13 protein-coding genes, 2 tRNA genes and 1 riboswitch are annotated in these 18,287 nt (G+C 42.9%); of the genes, 7 read left to right on the top strand and 8 right to left on the bottom strand.

Annotated features, from left to right (window positions below):
• Positions 1 to 3: 3 nt before the first annotated feature.
• The 3 genes from QZZ41_RS13340 to QZZ41_RS13330 form a co-directional block, all read right to left on the bottom strand.
• Positions 4 to 1,116: an ABC transporter substrate-binding protein gene (locus tag QZZ41_RS13340; protein ID WP_295073120.1), complete on the bottom strand. Its 1,113-nt coding sequence runs from the start codon at positions 1,114 to 1,116 to the stop codon at positions 4 to 6.
• Position 1,117: 1 nt separating this feature from the next.
• Positions 1,118 to 2,053, bottom strand: a complete 936-nt coding sequence (locus QZZ41_RS13335) for a hypothetical protein (protein ID WP_295073116.1) — start codon at positions 2,051 to 2,053, stop codon at positions 1,118 to 1,120.
• A 65-nt stretch (positions 2,054 to 2,118) separates the two neighbouring features.
• Positions 2,119 to 3,168 carry a sirohydrochlorin cobaltochelatase gene (locus tag QZZ41_RS13330; protein ID WP_295073113.1) on the bottom strand — a complete coding sequence of 350 codons (1,050 nt, stop codon included), beginning with the start codon at positions 3,166 to 3,168 and terminating at the stop codon, positions 2,119 to 2,121.
• Between the two features lie 138 nt (positions 3,169 to 3,306).
• Positions 3,307 to 3,510: riboswitch (cobalamin riboswitch) on the bottom strand.
• Positions 3,511 to 3,759: 249 nt separating this feature from the next.
• Here QZZ41_RS13330 and QZZ41_RS13325 point away from each other — a divergent pair.
• The 4 genes from QZZ41_RS13325 (at position 3,760) to QZZ41_RS13310 (ending at position 9,346) form a co-directional block, all read left to right on the top strand.
• Positions 3,760 to 6,483: a family 43 glycosylhydrolase gene (locus QZZ41_RS13325; RefSeq protein WP_295073110.1), complete on the top strand. Its 2,724-nt coding sequence runs from the start codon at positions 3,760 to 3,762 to the stop codon at positions 6,481 to 6,483.
• 160 nt (positions 6,484 to 6,643) lie between these two features.
• Positions 6,644 to 9,019, top strand: coding sequence for a clostripain-related cysteine peptidase (locus QZZ41_RS13320; RefSeq protein WP_295073107.1), 2,376 nt, complete (start codon positions 6,644 to 6,646; stop codon positions 9,017 to 9,019).
• 126 nt (positions 9,020 to 9,145) lie between these two features.
• A tRNA-Pro gene (locus tag QZZ41_RS13315) sits at positions 9,146 to 9,222 on the top strand.
• A gap of 40 nt (positions 9,223 to 9,262) precedes the next feature.
• A tRNA-Leu gene (locus QZZ41_RS13310) sits at positions 9,263 to 9,346 on the top strand.
• A gap of 216 nt (positions 9,347 to 9,562) precedes the next feature.
• Here QZZ41_RS13310 and QZZ41_RS13305 read toward each other — a convergent pair.
• Positions 9,563 to 11,143, bottom strand: a complete 1,581-nt coding sequence (locus QZZ41_RS13305; protein WP_295073104.1) for a dockerin type I repeat-containing protein — start codon at positions 11,141 to 11,143, stop codon at positions 9,563 to 9,565.
• 322 nt (positions 11,144 to 11,465) lie between these two features.
• On the opposite strand from QZZ41_RS13305, the gene QZZ41_RS13300 reads away from it, so the two are divergent.
• Positions 11,466 to 12,020 (top strand): RNA polymerase sigma factor, encoded by a 555-nt coding sequence (locus QZZ41_RS13300; protein WP_295073101.1) that lies wholly within the window; start codon positions 11,466 to 11,468, stop codon positions 12,018 to 12,020.
• Positions 12,007 to 12,942: a hypothetical protein gene (locus QZZ41_RS13295; protein WP_295073098.1), complete on the top strand. Its 936-nt coding sequence runs from the start codon at positions 12,007 to 12,009 to the stop codon at positions 12,940 to 12,942. Before QZZ41_RS13300 ends, QZZ41_RS13295 begins: the two co-directional genes overlap by 14 nt.
• 38 nt (positions 12,943 to 12,980) lie before the next feature.
• On the opposite strand, the gene QZZ41_RS13290 is transcribed toward QZZ41_RS13295, so the two are convergent.
• Together QZZ41_RS13290 and QZZ41_RS13285 are read right to left on the bottom strand one after the other, a co-directional pair.
• Positions 12,981 to 14,000 carry a hypothetical protein gene (locus QZZ41_RS13290; RefSeq protein ID WP_295073095.1) on the bottom strand — a complete coding sequence of 340 codons (1,020 nt, stop codon included), beginning with the start codon at positions 13,998 to 14,000 and terminating at the stop codon, positions 12,981 to 12,983.
• Entirely contained in the window at positions 13,987 to 14,541 is a 555-nt protein-coding gene (locus QZZ41_RS13285; protein ID WP_295073091.1) for an RNA polymerase sigma factor, read from the bottom strand. The genes QZZ41_RS13290 and QZZ41_RS13285 overlap by 14 nt, the downstream gene beginning before the upstream one ends.
• A gap of 241 nt (positions 14,542 to 14,782) precedes the next feature.
• On the opposite strand from QZZ41_RS13285, the gene QZZ41_RS13280 reads away from it, so the two are divergent.
• Positions 14,783 to 16,492 carry a hypothetical protein gene (locus QZZ41_RS13280; RefSeq protein WP_295073088.1) on the top strand — a complete coding sequence of 570 codons (1,710 nt, stop codon included), beginning with the start codon at positions 14,783 to 14,785 and terminating at the stop codon, positions 16,490 to 16,492.
• A 69-nt stretch (positions 16,493 to 16,561) separates the two neighbouring features.
• Here the strand turns inward: QZZ41_RS13280 and QZZ41_RS13275 are convergent, their stop codons facing one another.
• Together QZZ41_RS13275 and QZZ41_RS13270 are read right to left on the bottom strand one after the other, a co-directional pair.
• A complete protein-coding gene (locus tag QZZ41_RS13275) occupies positions 16,562 to 17,524 on the bottom strand; it encodes a hypothetical protein (RefSeq protein ID WP_295073086.1) in 963 nt (320 codons plus the stop codon).
• Positions 17,517 to 18,071 (bottom strand): sigma-70 family RNA polymerase sigma factor, encoded by a 555-nt coding sequence (locus tag QZZ41_RS13270; protein WP_295073083.1) that lies wholly within the window; start codon positions 18,069 to 18,071, stop codon positions 17,517 to 17,519. Before QZZ41_RS13270 ends, QZZ41_RS13275 begins: the two co-directional genes overlap by 8 nt.
• Positions 18,072 to 18,287: the final 216 nt, after the last annotated feature.

The raw sequence follows: 18,287 nt of genomic DNA, 5'->3' as shown, positions 1-18,287 counted from the left end.
TTATCACTCCAGACGATACATAAAATTCATTTTGTCATCAGCTTCACCCTTGAAAACGCTGTGAAACTCCTTTATCATATCAGCAGCACCTGTTGTCTGCTGATAAATATTCTTTTCCGTACACCAGACCTCACCGTTTTTCACAGCCTTGAAATCCCTGAGCAGAGGATATTTTTTTATAATATCATCTATACTTGCGACACTTCCTGTGATATCGCTGTTATAGAAAATAATATCAGCATCACACGCCTTCTCATAAAACGACTCAGGCTGAATAGTCATTGAAGAAAGTGCGTTCTCATCAGTTTTCAGGTCATCATTGGTAAAAATGTACTCTCCCCCTGCCATTCTCATCATTTCGGGAACGTAATCCGAGGGCTTGCGGACTACCACACCGCCTGCGGAGTTGATATAGAAAAACGCAGCTTTTCTGCCTGTATTTTCTTCCGTGAGTATTTCTTCTATCTGCTTTGTCTTATCATCAAACAGCTTCTGCGCCTGCTCCTCGCAGTTAAAGATAAGCCCGTAAAGCTTTATCCACTCCATTCTGCCGAGAGGGTCTTTTTCATAGCTTGACCTCTCCACAAGAACAGGTATACCGAGAGCTTCTATCTGCTCCTTGACTTCAGGACTGTGATATATCATAGTAGATTCAACAGCAAGACCACATTCCTCTTCGAGGAGAGCCTCATAATCAGGCGCACTGTACTTGCCGATATATGTTATATCGCCGCTGTCTATCCTGTCACGGATACTCTGCAAGCTCCAGTCATCATACTTTGTGGAAGTCATGGTCACATCATCAAGCGCACCTGCCCCGTCAATAAGGTCCATAGCAGAAGAAGCTGCATTATACACATTATCCACGGGCTGCTGAATAACTACAGCATCACCTGCCGACTTCGGAGCTTCACTGTTCTCAGGCACTATAACATATTTGTCATCAGCAATAGTTACAAGTACACAGTCGTTGTCGATATACTCCGCTGAAAACTGCTGAGCATATTTCAGCTCCAGCATTTTTCCACCGTGAGAAACAGCATCTGTACTTTTTTTACTGCCGCAGCCAACAAGCAAAACTAAAGCAGCAGCTCCGCAAAATACACGTTTAAGCATTTTATTCGGTTATTGTGGAAGAATCAAAGAAAAGAGTATACTCTATCTCGTGGGGAGTACTCATAGCTGTAGTATCAGCCTTGACAGGCATTTTGTAGTCAAAGCCTGTAACAGGTATCTCAAATATAGAAAATTCCTCTGTACTTACAGGAAGTATCTTCTCATCGCCGACTATCATGTAATCGTACTTGTTGCTGCTCCAGATAATTTCAGCAGCAGCCTTACCGTCCTTTACAGTAAGCTTTGCAGGCGAAACAACAGATGCTTTTCCCGAGCCGCCCTCAAGCTTTACATCTACATTGTATTCTCCGTCCTTTATGCCGAGAGACTCAACAGTATTATATCTGCTTTCAGAGAAAGCCTCATCAGGAAGTGAATCAGCGCGGAATACAAGCTTTCTGTCGTACCACTGTTCCTTGCGCTTGCTGAAAGCAGCACAGTCAATCTCCTTGTCAAGGGCTTCAACAGGAACAGTGAAAGCCACTACATCGCCGCTCTCCTCTGCATTGATGTAATCGCTTTCGGAAGCCTTTGCTGCATCTTCGCCTGTACCCATGAATAAATACTCATAGCCGCTTCCGCTCATAGTCATTTTAGCTGTCATCTTACCGTCTGCAACTGTAAGCTTACATTCGGTTATCTTGAACATTGACGAGCTTGAATCAACATTTATATCGTACTCACCGTCTTTGAGTTTGTCAGCAGCAACAGCCACCATGCCCTCATATCCGACTTCCTGCTGAGGTGCAGTGACCTGTTCGGTAGTAGTCTCAGCTTCGGTCTCGGCAACAGTAGTAGTTGTTTCCGCTTCTGTTGTAGTCTCAACAGCAGCAGTTGTAGTCTTTGCCTCATTTGAAGAAGTTTTTTCCTTATCGCCGCATGAAGTAAGTACAGCAGCAGACAATAAAAGTGAGATCAGTGCGATTTTTTTATACATAAAAATTACCTCTTAGTGAAGCAGCCGACATAAAGTCGGCTGCGGTCATAATTTTACTTATATTATTACTTTACAGAGTCGATAGCCTTCTGAGCGTGTTCAACGTATATCTTCTGGATATCTTCGTTCTCACCGAGACCTCTCAGCACACACTCAACGTCATAACCCTCAGCAAGGAATATGGACTTCCATGAATCCTCTTCATCGCCTGCCATATCATTGTTAGCGTGGTCGCCTGCAACAACCATAAGCGGCTCAAGGACTACCTTCTTGTAATTGCCTTCCTTTACCTTTGCAAGAACATCTTCAACTGAAGGAGTTGCCTCAACAGTTCCTACATAGTAATTCTTGAAGCCGTCAGCTGTAAGGAGATCCTGCATCTTCTGATATACAGCATTTGACTCAGCTTCTGTACCGTGACCCATGAAGCAGATAGCAGTCTCTCCGTCATCATACTCCTTTGTCCATTCTGTGATAGCCTTTTCTACCTTAGCAAAGTCGTCATCGCTTGTAAGAAGCGGCTCGCCGATAACTACCTTGTCGAAAGCATCTGAGTATTCAGCGATCTTTCCTGTAACTTCCTCATACTCAAGACCGTTCATAAGGTGAGTAGGCTGAACAACGAGAGTCTTTACCTTATTGTCAACAGCTCTTTTAAGAGCAGCATCTATATCATCAATGAGAATACCGTCTCTCTTATTAACATGATCTATAACGATATTAGCTGTGAAACCGCGGCGTACAGAGTAATCAGGGAATGCCTTTTCGAGAGCATTCTCGATAGCACCGATAGTAAGACGGCGGCTGTCGTTGAAGCTTGTACCGAAGCTTATAACGAGGAGCTCACTGTCACCGATCTCGTCCTGATTTCTGATGTTATCAAGTGAAGCATCGCCTGTATCGTAGTTCTCCTCATCGTCCTCTTCCTCAGCCTCAGTAGTTGTTTCAGCTTCTGTTGCTTCGGTAGTATCAGCATCAGTTGTTACAGCAGTTGTAGTAGCTTCTGTTGCAGCGTTATTACCACTGTCCTTCTTTTCGCTGTCACCGCATGAAGTGAAGCAAGCAGCAGTAAGTGTAAGTGCAGCAGCGGCTGCGATCATTCTTCTCATTTTCATTTTCTTTTCCTCCTGTTTTTTCAGGAGACATAGGTCGTGCGCAAAAAAACCTTCCGCTCAGGCAGAAGGCATCAAAATAAACCCGTTAACTTTACGGGCAGCAATGGTACGATCAATGCCTCGTGATCCTGGGAATTATCCCATGTACCGATAAGCGGCAGGTTTCCTGACTTACAGGCAATAGCACATTTTTCTGCCTTCCCGTTTTTACACAGTGGCTGTGCGTGAGCACATAGAAAAATGCTGTCTGATTACAGTGACGAGTTCGTTCAGGTTTCGCACCTGCTTCCCTTTTACCCTTCCGTACCGAAGCTGGAAGGCACCGTTTACCTTATTTCATTTAAATTATCAATGAATACAAGTGACATTATAGCACAGATTTTCCATAATTCCAATAGTTTGGTTCAAAATCGTAACTTTTGACAAAAAAAGCTCATTCTTTTACAAAAAAATATATGCAAGAGCCCACGATATGAATATTTACACTATATGTAATAGTTTGAATACTTTTGTACACTTCTTATCCATTGACACTTTGACTAAAAAAATGCTATAATTATATAAACATTTCTATGTTTGGAGGGTATTAAAATGAAATTGAAAAAGTTAATATCAGCAGCTGTCTCAGGCTGCATATTCTTGTCGGCTTTCACAGGACTGAACTCTTTTGCAGCAAATCAGCGTGTATCCGTACATGATCCTTCCATAGTCAAGGATAACGGTACTTATTATGTATTCGGCTCACATATCGAAGCTGCCAAAACAACGGACCTGAAGAACTGGAGACGTTTCTCAAACGGCTATGCTACCACAAATAATGTGGAGTTCGGCAACCTTTCTCAAAACCTGAAGAAAGCCTTTGCATGGTCAGGTGAAGACCTTGAGGACTGCGCAGGCGGATTTGCCGTATGGGCACCTGACGTGGTATGGGATGCAGACTACATAAACTCTGACGGCAGCAAAGGCGCGTACCTTATGTACTTCTGCACCTCCTCAACATATATGCGTTCCGTAATAGCTTATGCCGCAGCCAAGAATATCGAAGGACCGTACACCTTTGTGGAAACACTCATCTATTCAGGCTTTACAAATAATGACGCATACGTAAAGAGCACAACAAAGAACGTCAACAAAAAGTACACTTCAACGAATATAGATGAGCTTATTGCCGCAGGACAGGTAAGCTTCAATAACAGCTGGTTCAGGAACAACGACTTCAACAACCAGCTTTTCCCAAACGCCATCGACCCTACCATATACTATGATACGAACGGAAAGATGTATATGTGCTACGGCTCATGGTCAGGCGGTATCTTCACCCTTGAAATAGACCCGAAAACAGGACAGTGCATACACCCGAAAACAGGCACTACCTCTGACGGCCGAATGGTGGACAGCTACTTCGGTACGAAAATATCGGGAGGCTACGGCAAATCAGGTGAAGGACCTTTCATCGAATACAACGCAGATACAGGCTACTATTATTTATGGGTAACATTCGGTGGACTCACTTCGACAGGCGGATATAATATGCGTGTATTCCGCTCTGCATCGCCTCTCGGACCGTTTACCGATCCCGCAGGCAGACAGGCAGTCCTCCCCACAAATCCCAATCTTGACTCCACAGGTCTTAAAGTCATGGGCAACTACAAATTCAGCTCACTGAGCAAAGCTTACATGGCTTGCGGACATAACTCCGTACTCCGCGATGATGACGGCAAATGGTATCTTGTATATCACACCCGATTTGACGACGGCGCAGAATTCCACGAGGTACGTGTACACTCCATGTACTTCAACGAAGAAGGCTGGCCTGTTGTAGCACCATACGAATACGCAGGCGATGAAATATCCGCATCGGGCTACGATGACTCCAACATTATCGGTGACTATGAATTCATCAAACATGGTACTTCCACAGACGGAAAGATAATAAACTACAGCAGCATAAAGCTAAATTCCGATGGTACAATAAGCGGTGCAGTTACAGGAAAATGGTCACAGTCACAGGAGAGCTCGGCTGCCGAGATAACTATAGGCGGTCAGAAATACAGCGGTTACTTCCTTGCAGCCAGGGACGAAAACGGCAAGAAAGTAATGTCATTCACCGCAGTAGGCAGCAATAATCAGACCATATGGGGCGTACAAACGAAAGAATTTAACGGCAAGGAGCGTCAGGTCGGTATCCCCGACTACACCGACAAGGACTCAAAGATAGTCTATTCCACGGATTTTCTGCTGCCAAGCAGCTATATCCCCTATATTTCAAGTACGGAGCTACATTCCGACGTATCATATTATATCATCAACCGCAACAGCGGCAAGGCTGTTGATCTGCCAAACGGAAGCCTTGATATCAGCACTAATATACAGCAGTGGGAATTCAACGGCAGCTGGGCACAGCAGTGGAAGCTCACAGCTATCGATGAAAAGTATTTCTATATACTTTCAGCAGGCGATGAGCACAAATGCATCGGACTTGCCGAAAATTCAAACGGTGACGGCGTGAACATTGAATTGCAGGAGTTCACAGGCGCAGAAAATCAGAAATTCATGTTAAAAAAGCAAGGCTCATACTACGGTATTGTTACCGCTTATTCCAATGAAAAAAGCGGTTTTGACGTATATGAATGGTCAAAGGAAAACGGCGGAAACATCAATCAATGGGAATACAGAGGCGATGACTGCCAGCTGTTCAGCCTTGAACCCGTTCACCCTGCCGTAGCTGACGGTTCATACTCCATACGTGACACTTCATCAGACTGCCTGTACAATTCTTCAGACAGAGAATTCGGTTTAGACAGCTATATGCAGATTCATGAAATAAACGGCGACTCATTAAATCACGCAGACGACCATATCTGGAAATTCACCAAGCTTGATGACGGCAGCTATACAATTATAAACAAGTACGGTGATGCACTCACATCTGACAGTGCAGGAAATATCACCACAAAGGAATACAATGCCGAAAGCTCACAGAAATTCAAAGTCACCTGCAATAAAGACGGCTCATATTCACTTGTACAGAACGAAAAATGCGTTACTGTTATCAGTGATTCTTCCGCACTCAACTACCGTCTTGAAGAATACAAGGGCACTGAAAACCAGAAGATAATACTCTCTCCCGAAAAAGCGCGTACAGGCGATGTGAATTACGATACAGACGTAACCGTTGCAGACCTTGTAATGCTCCAGAAATTCCTGCTGAAAAACGAACCTGTAACAAGCTCTGCATATGCAGATATAAACTATGACGGAGTTGTTGATATCTTCGACAGTATCGGACTAAGAAAGCTTCTCATAATCAAATAACCGATCTCAGCGCAGTTGCAAGCCATAAACTTGCCGCTGCGCTTATTTTTTACAAAATACAAATAATTCATTTTAACTTGACATTCTATGTGAAAGTGTGTAAAATATTAATAAGTAGGTCTATTTGACCTGCTAAAGAGAAAAAATTACGGAGGTTAATATGGATCCAAGACAAAACAGACCGCAGAACAGACGTAAAAACGTCACATCCGGCGGAAATGGAGCACATAGACGCGGCGACGGACTTGGCACAGGTCCTGTCGGTTCGGGAAGCTATTCAGGCGGATCAACAGGCGGCGGTGGCGGCGTAAAGAGAGCAGCTGCCGGCGGCGGCGGAATAATGACGCTCCTTATAATCGGTTTCCTTTTATTTAAATTTATGGGCAGCGGTGCAGGCGGCGGAGGCGGCAGCAACAGCGGCGGTTCAGGCGGAGCCGGAAATCTCCTCGGCTCACTCTTAGGCGGCGGTTCAGCACCATCAGGCTTTGATTTCAGCACTGAAGATACAGCCACAGGAAGTGCTACAAGCGATACCGCAGTAGATACATCTGTTGCAACAGGTTCAAGAGAGAAGCGCACAGTTATCAAGGGCAACAACGAGGACGTTGTAACTATAATGATATATATGTGCGGTACCGACCTTGAATCAAAATACGGTATGGCTTCTTCCGATATGCAGGAAATGGCAAGTGCTTCCTACGGTGACAACGTAAACGTTATCGTGTACACAGGCGGCTGCTCAAAATGGAAGTCAACAGGTATAAGCAATAAAGTCAACCAGATTTATCAGATAAAGAACGGACAGGTCATGAGGCTTTCCGATGATGAAGGCTCTAAGGCAATGACTGATCCTAACAACCTTGCATCATTCATACAGTACTGCTCAAAGAAATTCCCTGCTAACAGAAACGAGCTTATCCTCTGGGATCACGGCGGCGGATCAGTTACAGGCTACGGCTACGATGAGAAGAACAAGAGCAGCGGTTCAATGAGCCTTGCAGGTGTTAATCAGGCACTAAAGAGCGGCGGAGTTAAGTTCGACTTCGTTGGCTTTGACGCTTGCCTTATGGCAACTGCAGAAACTGCACTCATGCTCAACGAACACGCTGATTACCTTATCGCATCTGAGGAAACAGAGCCGGGTATCGGCTGGTACTACACAAACTGGCTCACAAAGCTTGGCAGCAATACTTCCATGGCAACACTTGACATTGGCAAGAATATCGTAGACGATTTCGTTTCCGAGTGTGCAAAGAAGTGCAGAGGTCAGAAGACTACTCTTTCTGTTATCGACCTTGCTGAATTCTCAAACACAGTACCAAAGGATCTCAATGCTTTTGCAAAGTCTGTGAGCACAAAGATCTCAAACGACGAGTACAAGGATATCTCAAACGCAAGATATTCTACCCGTGAGTTTGCCGAAAGCACACGCATAGATCAGGTAGACCTTGTAAACCTTGCAGAAAACGTAGGAACTCCAGAGGGTAAGGCACTTGCTGAAACTCTGAAAAAGGCAGTCAAGTACAACCGTACATCTACAAACATGACTAACGCATACGGAGTATCTATCTACTTCCCTTATCAGCGTACATCATATGTCGATACAGCCTGCAATACATACAATCAGATCGGTATGGACTCTGAGTATTCAAAGTGTATCAAGCAGTTTGCTAAGCTTGAAACAGGCGGACAGGTCGCAGCAGGCGGCACAGGTTCAGCACTCAGTTCACTCTTCGGTCTGGGCGGTTCATCAGGTTCATCAGGCAGCTCTGATATGATCGGTTCACTTCTCTCCAGTTTCCTTGGCGGCGGAAGAAGCATAGCAGGTCTTGACAGCACCAACACAGAATTCATGAAGGATACTGATGTTGACGACACAGCAGAGTACCTTTCAACTCACTACTTTGACGCATCAAAGCTCACATGGGAAAAGCAGAACGATTCTTATACCATGAAGCTTGCTGACAATCAGTGGGAAATGGTTCACAAGCTCGACCTTAATATGTTCTACGATGACGGTCAGGGTTACATCGACCTTGGACTCGACAACATCTACGACTGGACAGAAGAGGGCGACCTTATAGCTGATACAGAAAAGAACTGGCTCTCTATCAACGGAAACGTTGTAGCATACTATCACACCGATACAACAAACAGCGGTGATGATACTATCATTACAGGTTATGTACCTGCTTTACTCAATGGTGAGCGTGTAAATCTCATAATCGTATTCAATAACGCTAATCCAAACGGCTTTATCGCAGGAGCTTCAACAGACTATGTTAACGGTGAAACAAACGCTGTAGCAAAGAACCTTACAGAGCTCAGTGTTGGCGACAAGCTTGATTTCATCTGTGATTACTATGATTACGATATGAATTATCAGGACAGCTACATGATCGGCGAGCAGGTAACAGTTTCAGACAATATGACAATTAGTAATACAGACGTAGGATCAGGCGCGTGCCATATCCTCTATCGTTTCTCTGATATTTACAATCAGGATTACTGGTCAGAGCCTATCGTTATCAAATAAAACGCAAAGAGCAGCTTACAGGCTGCTCTTTTTATCGCAATGATATTGTAAAAAAATAAAATTATTATTTTATTGATATTTTTACTTGACATCGCCGCTCATTTGAGGTATAATATTAATACTGTCCGAGGTGTGGCTCAGTTTGGTAGAGTACTACGTTCGGGACGTAGGGGCCGCAGGTTCAAATCCTGTCACCTCGACCAAAAGGCGGTATATCATCAAAAGTATACCGCTTCATATTATGCCGCTGTGGTGGAATTGGCAGACACAAGGGACTTAAAATCCCTCGGTAGCAATATCGTACCGGTTCAAGTCCGGTCAGCGGCACTACAAGCTGAGCCAGCTTGACCGCAGACGCGTTGTCGCTCGCAAGCTCGCTCATTTTTTATGTTCCTTACTCGCACATCGCTTACGGCACTATTATCCATTCTGTACAATTAACATATAGACGTCGATCAATCGACGTTTTTTTAATTTTTATGCCCCTGCACTTGATGTGCAGGGGCATTTTTCGTTACATACAATTAATTATCATATAAGTATTCAGTTTATTTCAAGCAGTATCTTCTGTATAGCCTGAGCATCGCCCACTGTCAGTCCGTCGCCGTCCATGTCAGCATTTGCCTTGCCCTGTGCTGTCAGGTGAAGCTCTGCTGTACCGTTTTCGCCGTATTTATTAGGATTTGCAAGTGCCTGCATGATAAGTACTACGTCTGACATATCACGCTCACCGTCACAGTTTGCGTCGCCTTTTACATTAACAGTAGCATACTCCCAGTATACCTTTTCGCCGTTGATAATGTGTACGAGGGTGAAGAGCTCATGGCTGATACCATTCTGCTCAGCAAATTCCAGCATCTGCTTCTTCTGGTCAGTCGTTACATTTTCAACTACATATTCAATAATGAGAGGCGGATAGTAGCTTGGATACTCTGCACTTGTCAGGCACTTTGCATCAAGACCATTGTCCTCAATATACTTGTTCAGCTTATCCATTGCTTCCTGTACTTCAGCAGAGACTGTTGTAGTTGTTGTTATAGGTACATCTTCAGGAAGTGTTGTAGTTGTTGTTACCTGTGTATCATTATTTTCTTTCGGCGGATCAGAACAAGCTATGTAATCGTAGTAGAAGCCTGCAAAATATTCATTGAACTGAACATAGTTCCAAGCCGCATACATACTATTATCCGCCTGAGCTGTTATAGGTATGATCTCAAAAGCACAGTACTTAGTGTAACCTTCGCCTTTATCTACAGTTAAAGCTCCTCTCTGTTTTATTCCTCTCTGTTTTATTGCAAACATATCTGTCGGAAGTCCCATTTCTTCGATGATCTTGTCATCTTCCCAGCATACCTTGTAATCTTCTGCAAGAGCTTCATTTGATACAGGGAACGGATTAGCTTCAAGAAGAACCCATACTCTTCCGATCTTATTCATTTGTGCCATATCATCTTTTGACCATAACCTGTATTTCATACCATCTGTCATTTCATTTTCGGCAAACAGAGCCTTGAATTCATCAAGTGACATTCCTCTGATGTCATCGAATGTGATATCAGAGTCGGTAGCATCGACAGCTGTATATCCTAACTCCTCGGCTGATACATATTCAGACTGCTTTATGACACTTCCCTTGATACGGTCTGTACCTGCTATCTTGTATATCTGCTCGGGAGTTAATGAGCATCTCAGAGCTGTTCCTGTAAAGTTCGCCTCTGAAACGTCAATTCCTATAAAATCGCAGACTTCTTTTGTTTTAGCAGCATAAGCTTCCTCATACTTCTTCTGTGAAAGATCATTTTTATAAGCCCCAACCATTTCGTTGATCTCTTCTTCTGAATATACTGATGCATCCAGTGTGGTTTTATATTCCTCAGTGGCTTTGTTTACCCTTGGAATAATTATAGAATAATCGATCTTGAATGTACACCACATCATTACGTCTATCTTTTCAAGTCCTGCATCAATGTCTTTTTTCAGTTCCTCTGAAATCCTGATGTTCTCCTCCGCTTCACTCGTCTGAACTGCAACAGTCTGCTGTTCAGCTGCAAAAGCAGTAAATGGAACAGTTATACAGCTTGCCAGCATTGAAGCTGTCAGCAAAATATTGATCATTTTTTTCATACTAAGACCTCCTTTAAAAAGTGTCGTAAAATTTTACGCTATCGGATAAGAATGTTTTGAATGTATCCGATGTACTTATTTGCCTTTTCACTAATTAGTCGCAGCTTTCATATCCCAAATCGCAGTTTTTTCAAAAAAACTTTTCAAGCTGCGAAAATTATGTTATAATAACCATACCGACAGCTTTGTTATTGTACATATATTACAAATCTCAAAATTCCTTTTACAGGTATGCGATTTTGACAGCTTTTTATACGACTAATTAATAGAAGAAATGTATACACAGTTGAATTTCACGATCATTTTTTGAAGGGAGAATACTATGAAAAACGGTGCTGAATGTTACAGCCGTTTTCTCTCAGGAGATAAAAAAGCGATCGAAGAAATAATCCGCGATTACAAAGATGGACTTATTTTTTACCTTTTCAGTATAGTCGGTGATATCCACACTTCGGAAGAACTGACTATAGATACATTTATCAAGCTTTTTTCCGAACAGCCTAAATTCAAGGGTGAGGGAGCTTTCAAGACATGGCTCTATGCCATAGGAAGGCATACTGCTCTCGATCATATAAGAAAGAGTTCAAAACGCCGTGAAGTCCCACTTGAAGAAGCAGCTGATATCTCAGGTGAAGAAAGCATTGAGCAGAGCTATATTAGTGACGAGGAAAAGATCAGGCTGCGCAGAACTATAAACAGGCTAAAGCCTGAATACAGTCAGGTATTGTATCTTATTTACTTAGAAGGTTTCGATCACGATGAAACGGCAAAGATAATGAAGAAATCTAAAAAGCAGGTCATCGATCTGCTGTACCGTGCCAAAGGCGCATTGAAAAAACAACTGGAAAAGGAGGGATATTCGTATGATGGACTATAAAGAAATGGCTGAAATAGTCACTAAGGAAGTCGATGCCATTCTTGAACGCAAGCGTATACGTTCAATGCGTATCAAACGGGTATCTCTGACTGCTTCGGGACTTTGTGCCGCTGTACTGGTCTGCTTCGGAGTATGGAAACTCCGTCCTTCTCTCGAAAATAAAAACAACTTTGATGATACCAATATAGTTATAACTACCGTGACAACAGCTGAAACTACAGTAACATCCACACAGACTACTCCCCCACTGACGACAGCAACTAAGACGGAAACGACAGCCTCTTCCGCAAAAACAACTTCTATTTCAACAAAAGCTGCGGAGACAAAAACAACTGCTGCAAAAGCTACTGCGGCAGTTCCTATAAGGACGACAATTCCTTACAGAACAACTTCACTTCCTGTAACAACGAGAAAAGCTACAACAACCACAGCTGCTTTAACGACAGTTTCTCCCCCAGTGTCAACAACTGCGACTGCTGCCCAGACATCAACTACAGGCAAAGTCCACGTAACGACTGTATCGCCGACAACAGGAGTTTTCGTAGTCACCACAGAACCTGTCACAACTGATGTTACAACACCACCCGGAGGAATAACCGATCCACCGCCCAATAAGAATACTATGACCGAGATATTCCTTGCTTCAACTGCCACAATCGAAATAAAGAAGAACGGTACTTACGTTGACTACGAAAAGCATAACACCCTTATAGAAAACGAAAGGATAGGCGACTTTATCAGTTTGGTATCATTAAAAATGATACACCCTGACGGAACAAGGCAAATAATATCAATGGGTGTATACACTATAAAAGATGTGGATATGGAAGAAGCCGTTGCTTTAAGACTGGTAAACGAATACAGCTTTACCGAAGGATACTACCTGTTCACCGATCCGAACTATCAGAAAAACGATAACTGAACAGCAAAAAGCCCACTCGAATGAGTGGGCTTTCGTTTCTATGAACCGTCATCTTCTTTTCTGTAATTATAGTTTCTGAATTCAAAATATTCATCGGTATCATTCAGCCTTACAGCAACAGCCTGTTCGGAACTTCTTCCTTTTATCTCATAAACTTCCATTGTCTGCACTATTTTATTTTTATTTGTAATATATATCGTTACTCTTGCCTTGCGGATAAAATCTCCTATTTTGATTTCTACTGCGCTTGTTGGATTACTTTCGGCAGTACCCTTATCATATCGTACATTATCAAGGCTTACGCTTACGGGGTATAACTTGAATAATGAATTGATATCGGTTGGCATGACCGAAGTCGAAGTAGTAACAGGCTTGATAACAGGTTCTTCTGTCACACGAGTGCTTACCGTTGAGATTATAGTGGAATTAGCGGAAGTTTTTTTAGTTGTAACAGGCCCTACAGGTATGTCTGCAATCGTAGTTTTTACAGTAGTCCACCCATCTTCTAAGCTCTCATTTACTACCGATGTGATCATATGGGCGATCTCTTCTCCCGACCATGATGTAGTTGAAGTCGCTATCGGAACCTCCGTAGTATTGCTATATACCGTGGTATGTGTTATTTTTTCAGTCGTCTTAGCTGTAGTCCTGCGAGTAACGGTATTATTCACAGCAGTTGTTCCTTGAACCGAAGTTTTTGCGGTTACAGCATCCGCTGTTTCCGTACTTTTGGCAGTAGTTTTTATAGTAGTGACCACATTTGCAGTCACTGTAACAGTTGTATTTTCAGCTGTCGGAGCAGCTGTAGTTACAGTATCAGTCGGAGCTTCCGTAGTGATAACAGTATTAGAGTCATCAAAGCTGTTGTCAGGCTTATTGATCGACGGCAGTATCTTCCATACGCCGAAGCAGACTATCAGCACCGCACAAAGTCCCGATACTGCATAGGAGATATGACGTATCTTAGCTGCTTTTTTCTGACGCTGCTCTAATATCTCATCGCCCTTTTCAAATATTCGCTCGGCGATCTTCAAGGTCTTTTTGTCATATTCCCTCATATCTGAAGCCCTCCTTTTCTAAGATATTCCGTAAAGACTCCTTTGAACGATAGAGAAGATTTCTTATTTGTCTCTCCGATCTGCCCATTATCTTAGCCGTTTCAGTGTTGCTGAAATTCTCGAAATATATAAGATACAGTACCTGTCTGTAATCATCGTTCAGCTTTTCCAATGCTCTGAGGAGATGTTTTTTGTCCTCATTTTTGATATAATCCTGCTCTATATCCTCCCTGTCCGCCACCTCATAAAAGTCATCAACAGGCACTTCATCAAGCTTTGAGGCTTTTCTGATATGGTCGATCGCAGTATTCCTTCCTATAGAATAAAGCCATGATCTGAACGAGGACTTCCCCGAGAATTTCGGTTTGTCCACATAAAGCTTCAGAAAAGTCTCCTCCGCAATTTCCTCAGCAAGGCAGAAATCGCCTGTAATGCTGTTGATAAACAGAACCAGTCCGCGGCGGTAGTTCTCTATTATATCAATAAGAGCATTTTTATCACCATCAAGGAAACGGCGGTAGCTACTTGCACCGTTATCCATATTAAACTCCTTTCGCAGGCGCATTTTCTGTGCCCGTTTTGGTTTAGTGATATGTCTCTTCATATATAAGTCGTAAAAAAAGAGAAAATGTCTCACCTAAATTATAAATTTTCCGAAAAAATTTTTCAACGTATATTTTCTGAATTTTTTTGGAAAAAGGGTGAGACAAAACGCAGATTTTTACGACTTATTAGTGAAAACAAAAATCACGCCTTATAATTTTATTTAAGGAGGTCTTATTATGAAAAAGAAGATAATGTCAATTATAGCAGCTGCGGCTATGGTATTCGGCGGAGCTTCCGCACTTCCTGCAAATGCTGACTCCCCCAATCTTGTTGAAACAGCTGCAAAATCATTCAGTTACAAGGGTATGACCTTTGATGAAGCTGTTCAGGACATCTCAGGAAATTACGTATGGCTGAGCGGCGGCAAGGATAAAGCAACTCCCGACTGGAGATTCAACCGCTCTCTTGTTACACTTGACGAAAACAACAAGTTCCACATTATTAATATAGAATCTGTTGTTACAGCTATAAAAGTGGAAGAAGGAACGGTGCTCCCATATGATGATATCAAGGCAGCTGTTGAATCCGAGAACCTAAAAATGCCTACTTTCCGCAAGAACGGCAAGGAATATGAGATAATCAGTGCTGTATCAAGAGAAGCCTATGACTATACTCTCGAGCTTTTAAAGGCTTGTCCCGAAGTAACTGCCATAAATATGCATTACAAACTCTATGAGGATACTGCAAATTACGTAGGTTTAGGCGGCGTATACTACAGCGGTGATATGACGGCTGGTGAATTTACAGACAAATATCCCGACTTCACAGCCGAAAAGAGCGATGTAGAGGGAAAGCTATTTTTTACATATAATGGAAGAAATGACCTTTACCGTAGCAAAGACAATACTCTTTATGAGACCGTGAAGAGTATTCAGGGTAACGGCGACAAATTGGAATTCATGTGGGGAATGACCGAGCTTGCGCTCCTTAATCCTGAGATGTATTACTGCAACGAACCTGTTATTATTGACGGTACTATGGGCGATGCCAATATTGACGGCTATGTTGATCTCTCCGACTCCATTATGATAATGCAGTCGCTGGCAAATCCCGATAAATACGGTATCTCCGCAGACGGCGGCATAACCGCACAGGGACAGGTAAACGGCGACACTGACGGCAACGGACTCACAAACAACGACGCAAGAGAGATACAGATGAGCCTTCTCGGTCTCGGCAGTGTGCCTATCCCACAGAAGGACGATGATATCACCCTTATCAACTACGATTACGTAGACTTTACAGAAGAAGACAACAACTTCACAGTAAAGGTAAATGAGACGGAATACATAAACTGTGGCGCAACTCTCGGACTTTCTGCAATAGGCGAAGAAATGGGCGAATATGAAGTCCTTGACCATGAAAAGAACGGCAGCACAGGAAAGGTATTCGCACTGAACGATATTTCTACAGAGTTAGCAGTAGCCGTACAGTACAGCGGAAGCAACAATTACCATGTTTACCGCAATATGTGGTATGAGCCACAGACAGTCGGTCAGATCATTGATGACTTTGATCTTGAAAACACTTTGAGCATCAACCACGTTTACTGTCACGTATATAAGCCTGCTTTCAAATACGAAAAGTATACAGCTGACCAGGATTATATCTATAATATGCTCTTCGGAGACAGAGATATTGCTGCTTCATCGAGCCATGATGATTATCTTGGCAACATCTCTCAGATAGACCGCACAGCCGAGAACTACTGTGAACTTGAAATAGGCTGTGATATACCGTTCTTAGGCAGATACGGCTTTGGTATCAGGGTATATCCGAATGGTGCAGTTCATACCAATATGGTAGAACGCGGAACTACATTCTACATCAGTGAAGAAAAAGCACAGGAGCTTATTGCGAAGTATAGTGCCCCAGCAGAGAGCTGAAACTAATATCAAAATGATAAAAGCCGTATTCGCAATGAATACGGCTTTCTCTTATGTTTATTGATGTTATCAGTCAAAGATGTCAAGACGCATACCTATTTCTTCGCCGTGCTGTCTGAGATAAGACAGCTGAGTTTTTGTAAGCCATGCCTCTTCGGGCGGCTGAGTCCACTGGTGATCTGGCGTTTTTCGCCATATCCAGCCGGAACTCAGGTTAATATAATACCATGTTCCGTCAGGAGCAAGCAGCACATATTCGGGAAGACCGTCACAGGTATCAGGCGAGTAACGCAGACTTGCAAGACTTTCAAATATATCAAAGTTTGCAAAGCCATCAGGATCATCGACTATAGGCTTTGTTGCGATAGGTTTTTGGCTGCCGTCAGGAGAAGTTACTACAGGAAAATCCTGCGCATGGTTAATAAAGTCCTCAACATTATCAGACTTTGTAGCAATAGGCAGTTCTGTACCGTCGGGCGTAGTTACCACAGGAAACTCTTTTGCATGATTGATGAAGTCTTCTGTACCTGTCTCCTGTGTTTGTGTGGGGTTATCGCTTTGTGGTTGAGAGATCAGGTTTATTTCTGCGTACATCGGATCAAGGGCAGTAGTTACTGCTGGTTTGTTTTCATCTTTCACAGCAGCAGTAACGGTTATATCTGAGCTTTCTTTTGTTGCTTTTTCGTTTTTCTTTGTATTTGTAGTCGATGACTCACCGTCGGTCACACGTTCAAATGGCGAAGTCGAGTCAGTCGCCGATATATCCGACGGCAGAGCTGGATCATCAAGCATAGGCGGACGATTTCTGAACATAAGTACACCTCCTGCGCTGAGACCTACCACCAACAGAAAAGCAGCTGCGACAAGGGCAGTTCTCTGCCATTTCTTCTTATATACCTCAACGCCCGAAACAATGATGTTTTCTTCTCTTTCATTCTCCGATGACGATTTATCTTTTGATTTTATCTCAGCCTCTTTTATAAGATCGTCGTCAATAAGGTCAATGACTTTAAATAATTTCAGCTTATTCATGATCGTAACCTTCTTTCTTTAAATAAGCTTTTAGCTTTTTTCTCATCCGAAAAAGATAAGTTGCGGCTGTGCGCTCCTTTATATCGTAGTATTCAGCGATTTTAGCAAGACTGTCACCGTACCAGTAACGCCTTACGAATATTTTTCTGTGCAGCTCGTCCTGTGTCCTGATAAAGCGGCTTATAGCCTCGGCAAGAGCTTTTTCCTCGCCAATATCCTCTCGATAATCTGGGATACATTCGGAAAGTTCTTCCAGCGAAACAGCAAATTTACTGTTCCGTTTTTCTGCGGAATTGTATTTCAGCTTGTCCAGAGCCTTGTTCTTGACGGTATGGCACAGATATGTTTTAAGGTCATTCGGCTCATCAGGCGGTATATTGCTCCAGACTTCGTAATATGCCGAATTCACACATTCCTCTATGTCCTGACGATGAGAGAGAATATTACCTGCGATATAAAAGCAGAGCTTATGGTATTTTCGCTGCAATTCACCGATTGCTGTCTCATCTCTTTTTCGGAATAATTCTATTATCGAATTATCATCCATGGCTGAGCCTCCTTTCATGAGGCATGAGGTCCTCTTACCTATATAGTTGAATTATTGCGGCTGATATTTCACTTTCAAAGAAATATTTATGCGTATCCTTATAAACGCTCTGTACTAAATTATAAGTACTGAATGAGATCATTGATATTTTTTTTCGCAGAGGTGCAATGTTTTCTGTTTTTTTGCGTCTAATATAATGAGGGACCTCGAAAGGAG

The organism is Ruminococcus sp., from assembly GCF_016283395.1.
The sequence above is the reverse complement of the archived record's forward strand: the minus strand, read 5'-3'. Positions and strand labels throughout refer to the sequence as shown.

Excerpts from the sequence above, each read along its gene's own strand:
- QZZ41_RS13340 (WP_295073120.1), bottom strand. The coding sequence starts at position 1,116 with ATGCTTAAACGTGTATTTTGCGGAGCTGCTGCTTTAGTTTTGCTTGTT.
- QZZ41_RS13335 (WP_295073116.1), bottom strand. The coding sequence starts at position 2,053 with ATGTATAAAAAAATCGCACTGATCTCACTTTTATTGTCTGCTGCTGTA.
- QZZ41_RS13330 (WP_295073113.1), bottom strand. The coding sequence starts at position 3,168 with ATGAAAATGAGAAGAATGATCGCAGCCGCTGCTGCACTTACACTTACT.
- QZZ41_RS13325 (WP_295073110.1), top strand. The coding sequence starts at position 3,760 with ATGAAATTGAAAAAGTTAATATCAGCAGCTGTCTCAGGCTGCATATTC.
- QZZ41_RS13320 (WP_295073107.1), top strand. The coding sequence starts at position 6,644 with ATGGATCCAAGACAAAACAGACCGCAGAACAGACGTAAAAACGTCACA.
- QZZ41_RS13305 (WP_295073104.1), bottom strand. The coding sequence starts at position 11,143 with ATGAAAAAAATGATCAATATTTTGCTGACAGCTTCAATGCTGGCAAGC.
- QZZ41_RS13300 (WP_295073101.1), top strand. The coding sequence starts at position 11,466 with ATGAAAAACGGTGCTGAATGTTACAGCCGTTTTCTCTCAGGAGATAAA.
- QZZ41_RS13295 (WP_295073098.1), top strand. The coding sequence starts at position 12,007 with ATGATGGACTATAAAGAAATGGCTGAAATAGTCACTAAGGAAGTCGAT.
- QZZ41_RS13290 (WP_295073095.1), bottom strand. The coding sequence starts at position 14,000 with ATGAGGGAATATGACAAAAAGACCTTGAAGATCGCCGAGCGAATATTT.
- QZZ41_RS13285 (WP_295073091.1), bottom strand. The coding sequence starts at position 14,541 with ATGGATAACGGTGCAAGTAGCTACCGCCGTTTCCTTGATGGTGATAAA.
- QZZ41_RS13280 (WP_295073088.1), top strand. The coding sequence starts at position 14,783 with ATGAAAAAGAAGATAATGTCAATTATAGCAGCTGCGGCTATGGTATTC.
- QZZ41_RS13275 (WP_295073086.1), bottom strand. The coding sequence starts at position 17,524 with ATGAATAAGCTGAAATTATTTAAAGTCATTGACCTTATTGACGACGAT.
- QZZ41_RS13270 (WP_295073083.1), bottom strand. The coding sequence starts at position 18,071 with ATGGATGATAATTCGATAATAGAATTATTCCGAAAAAGAGATGAGACA.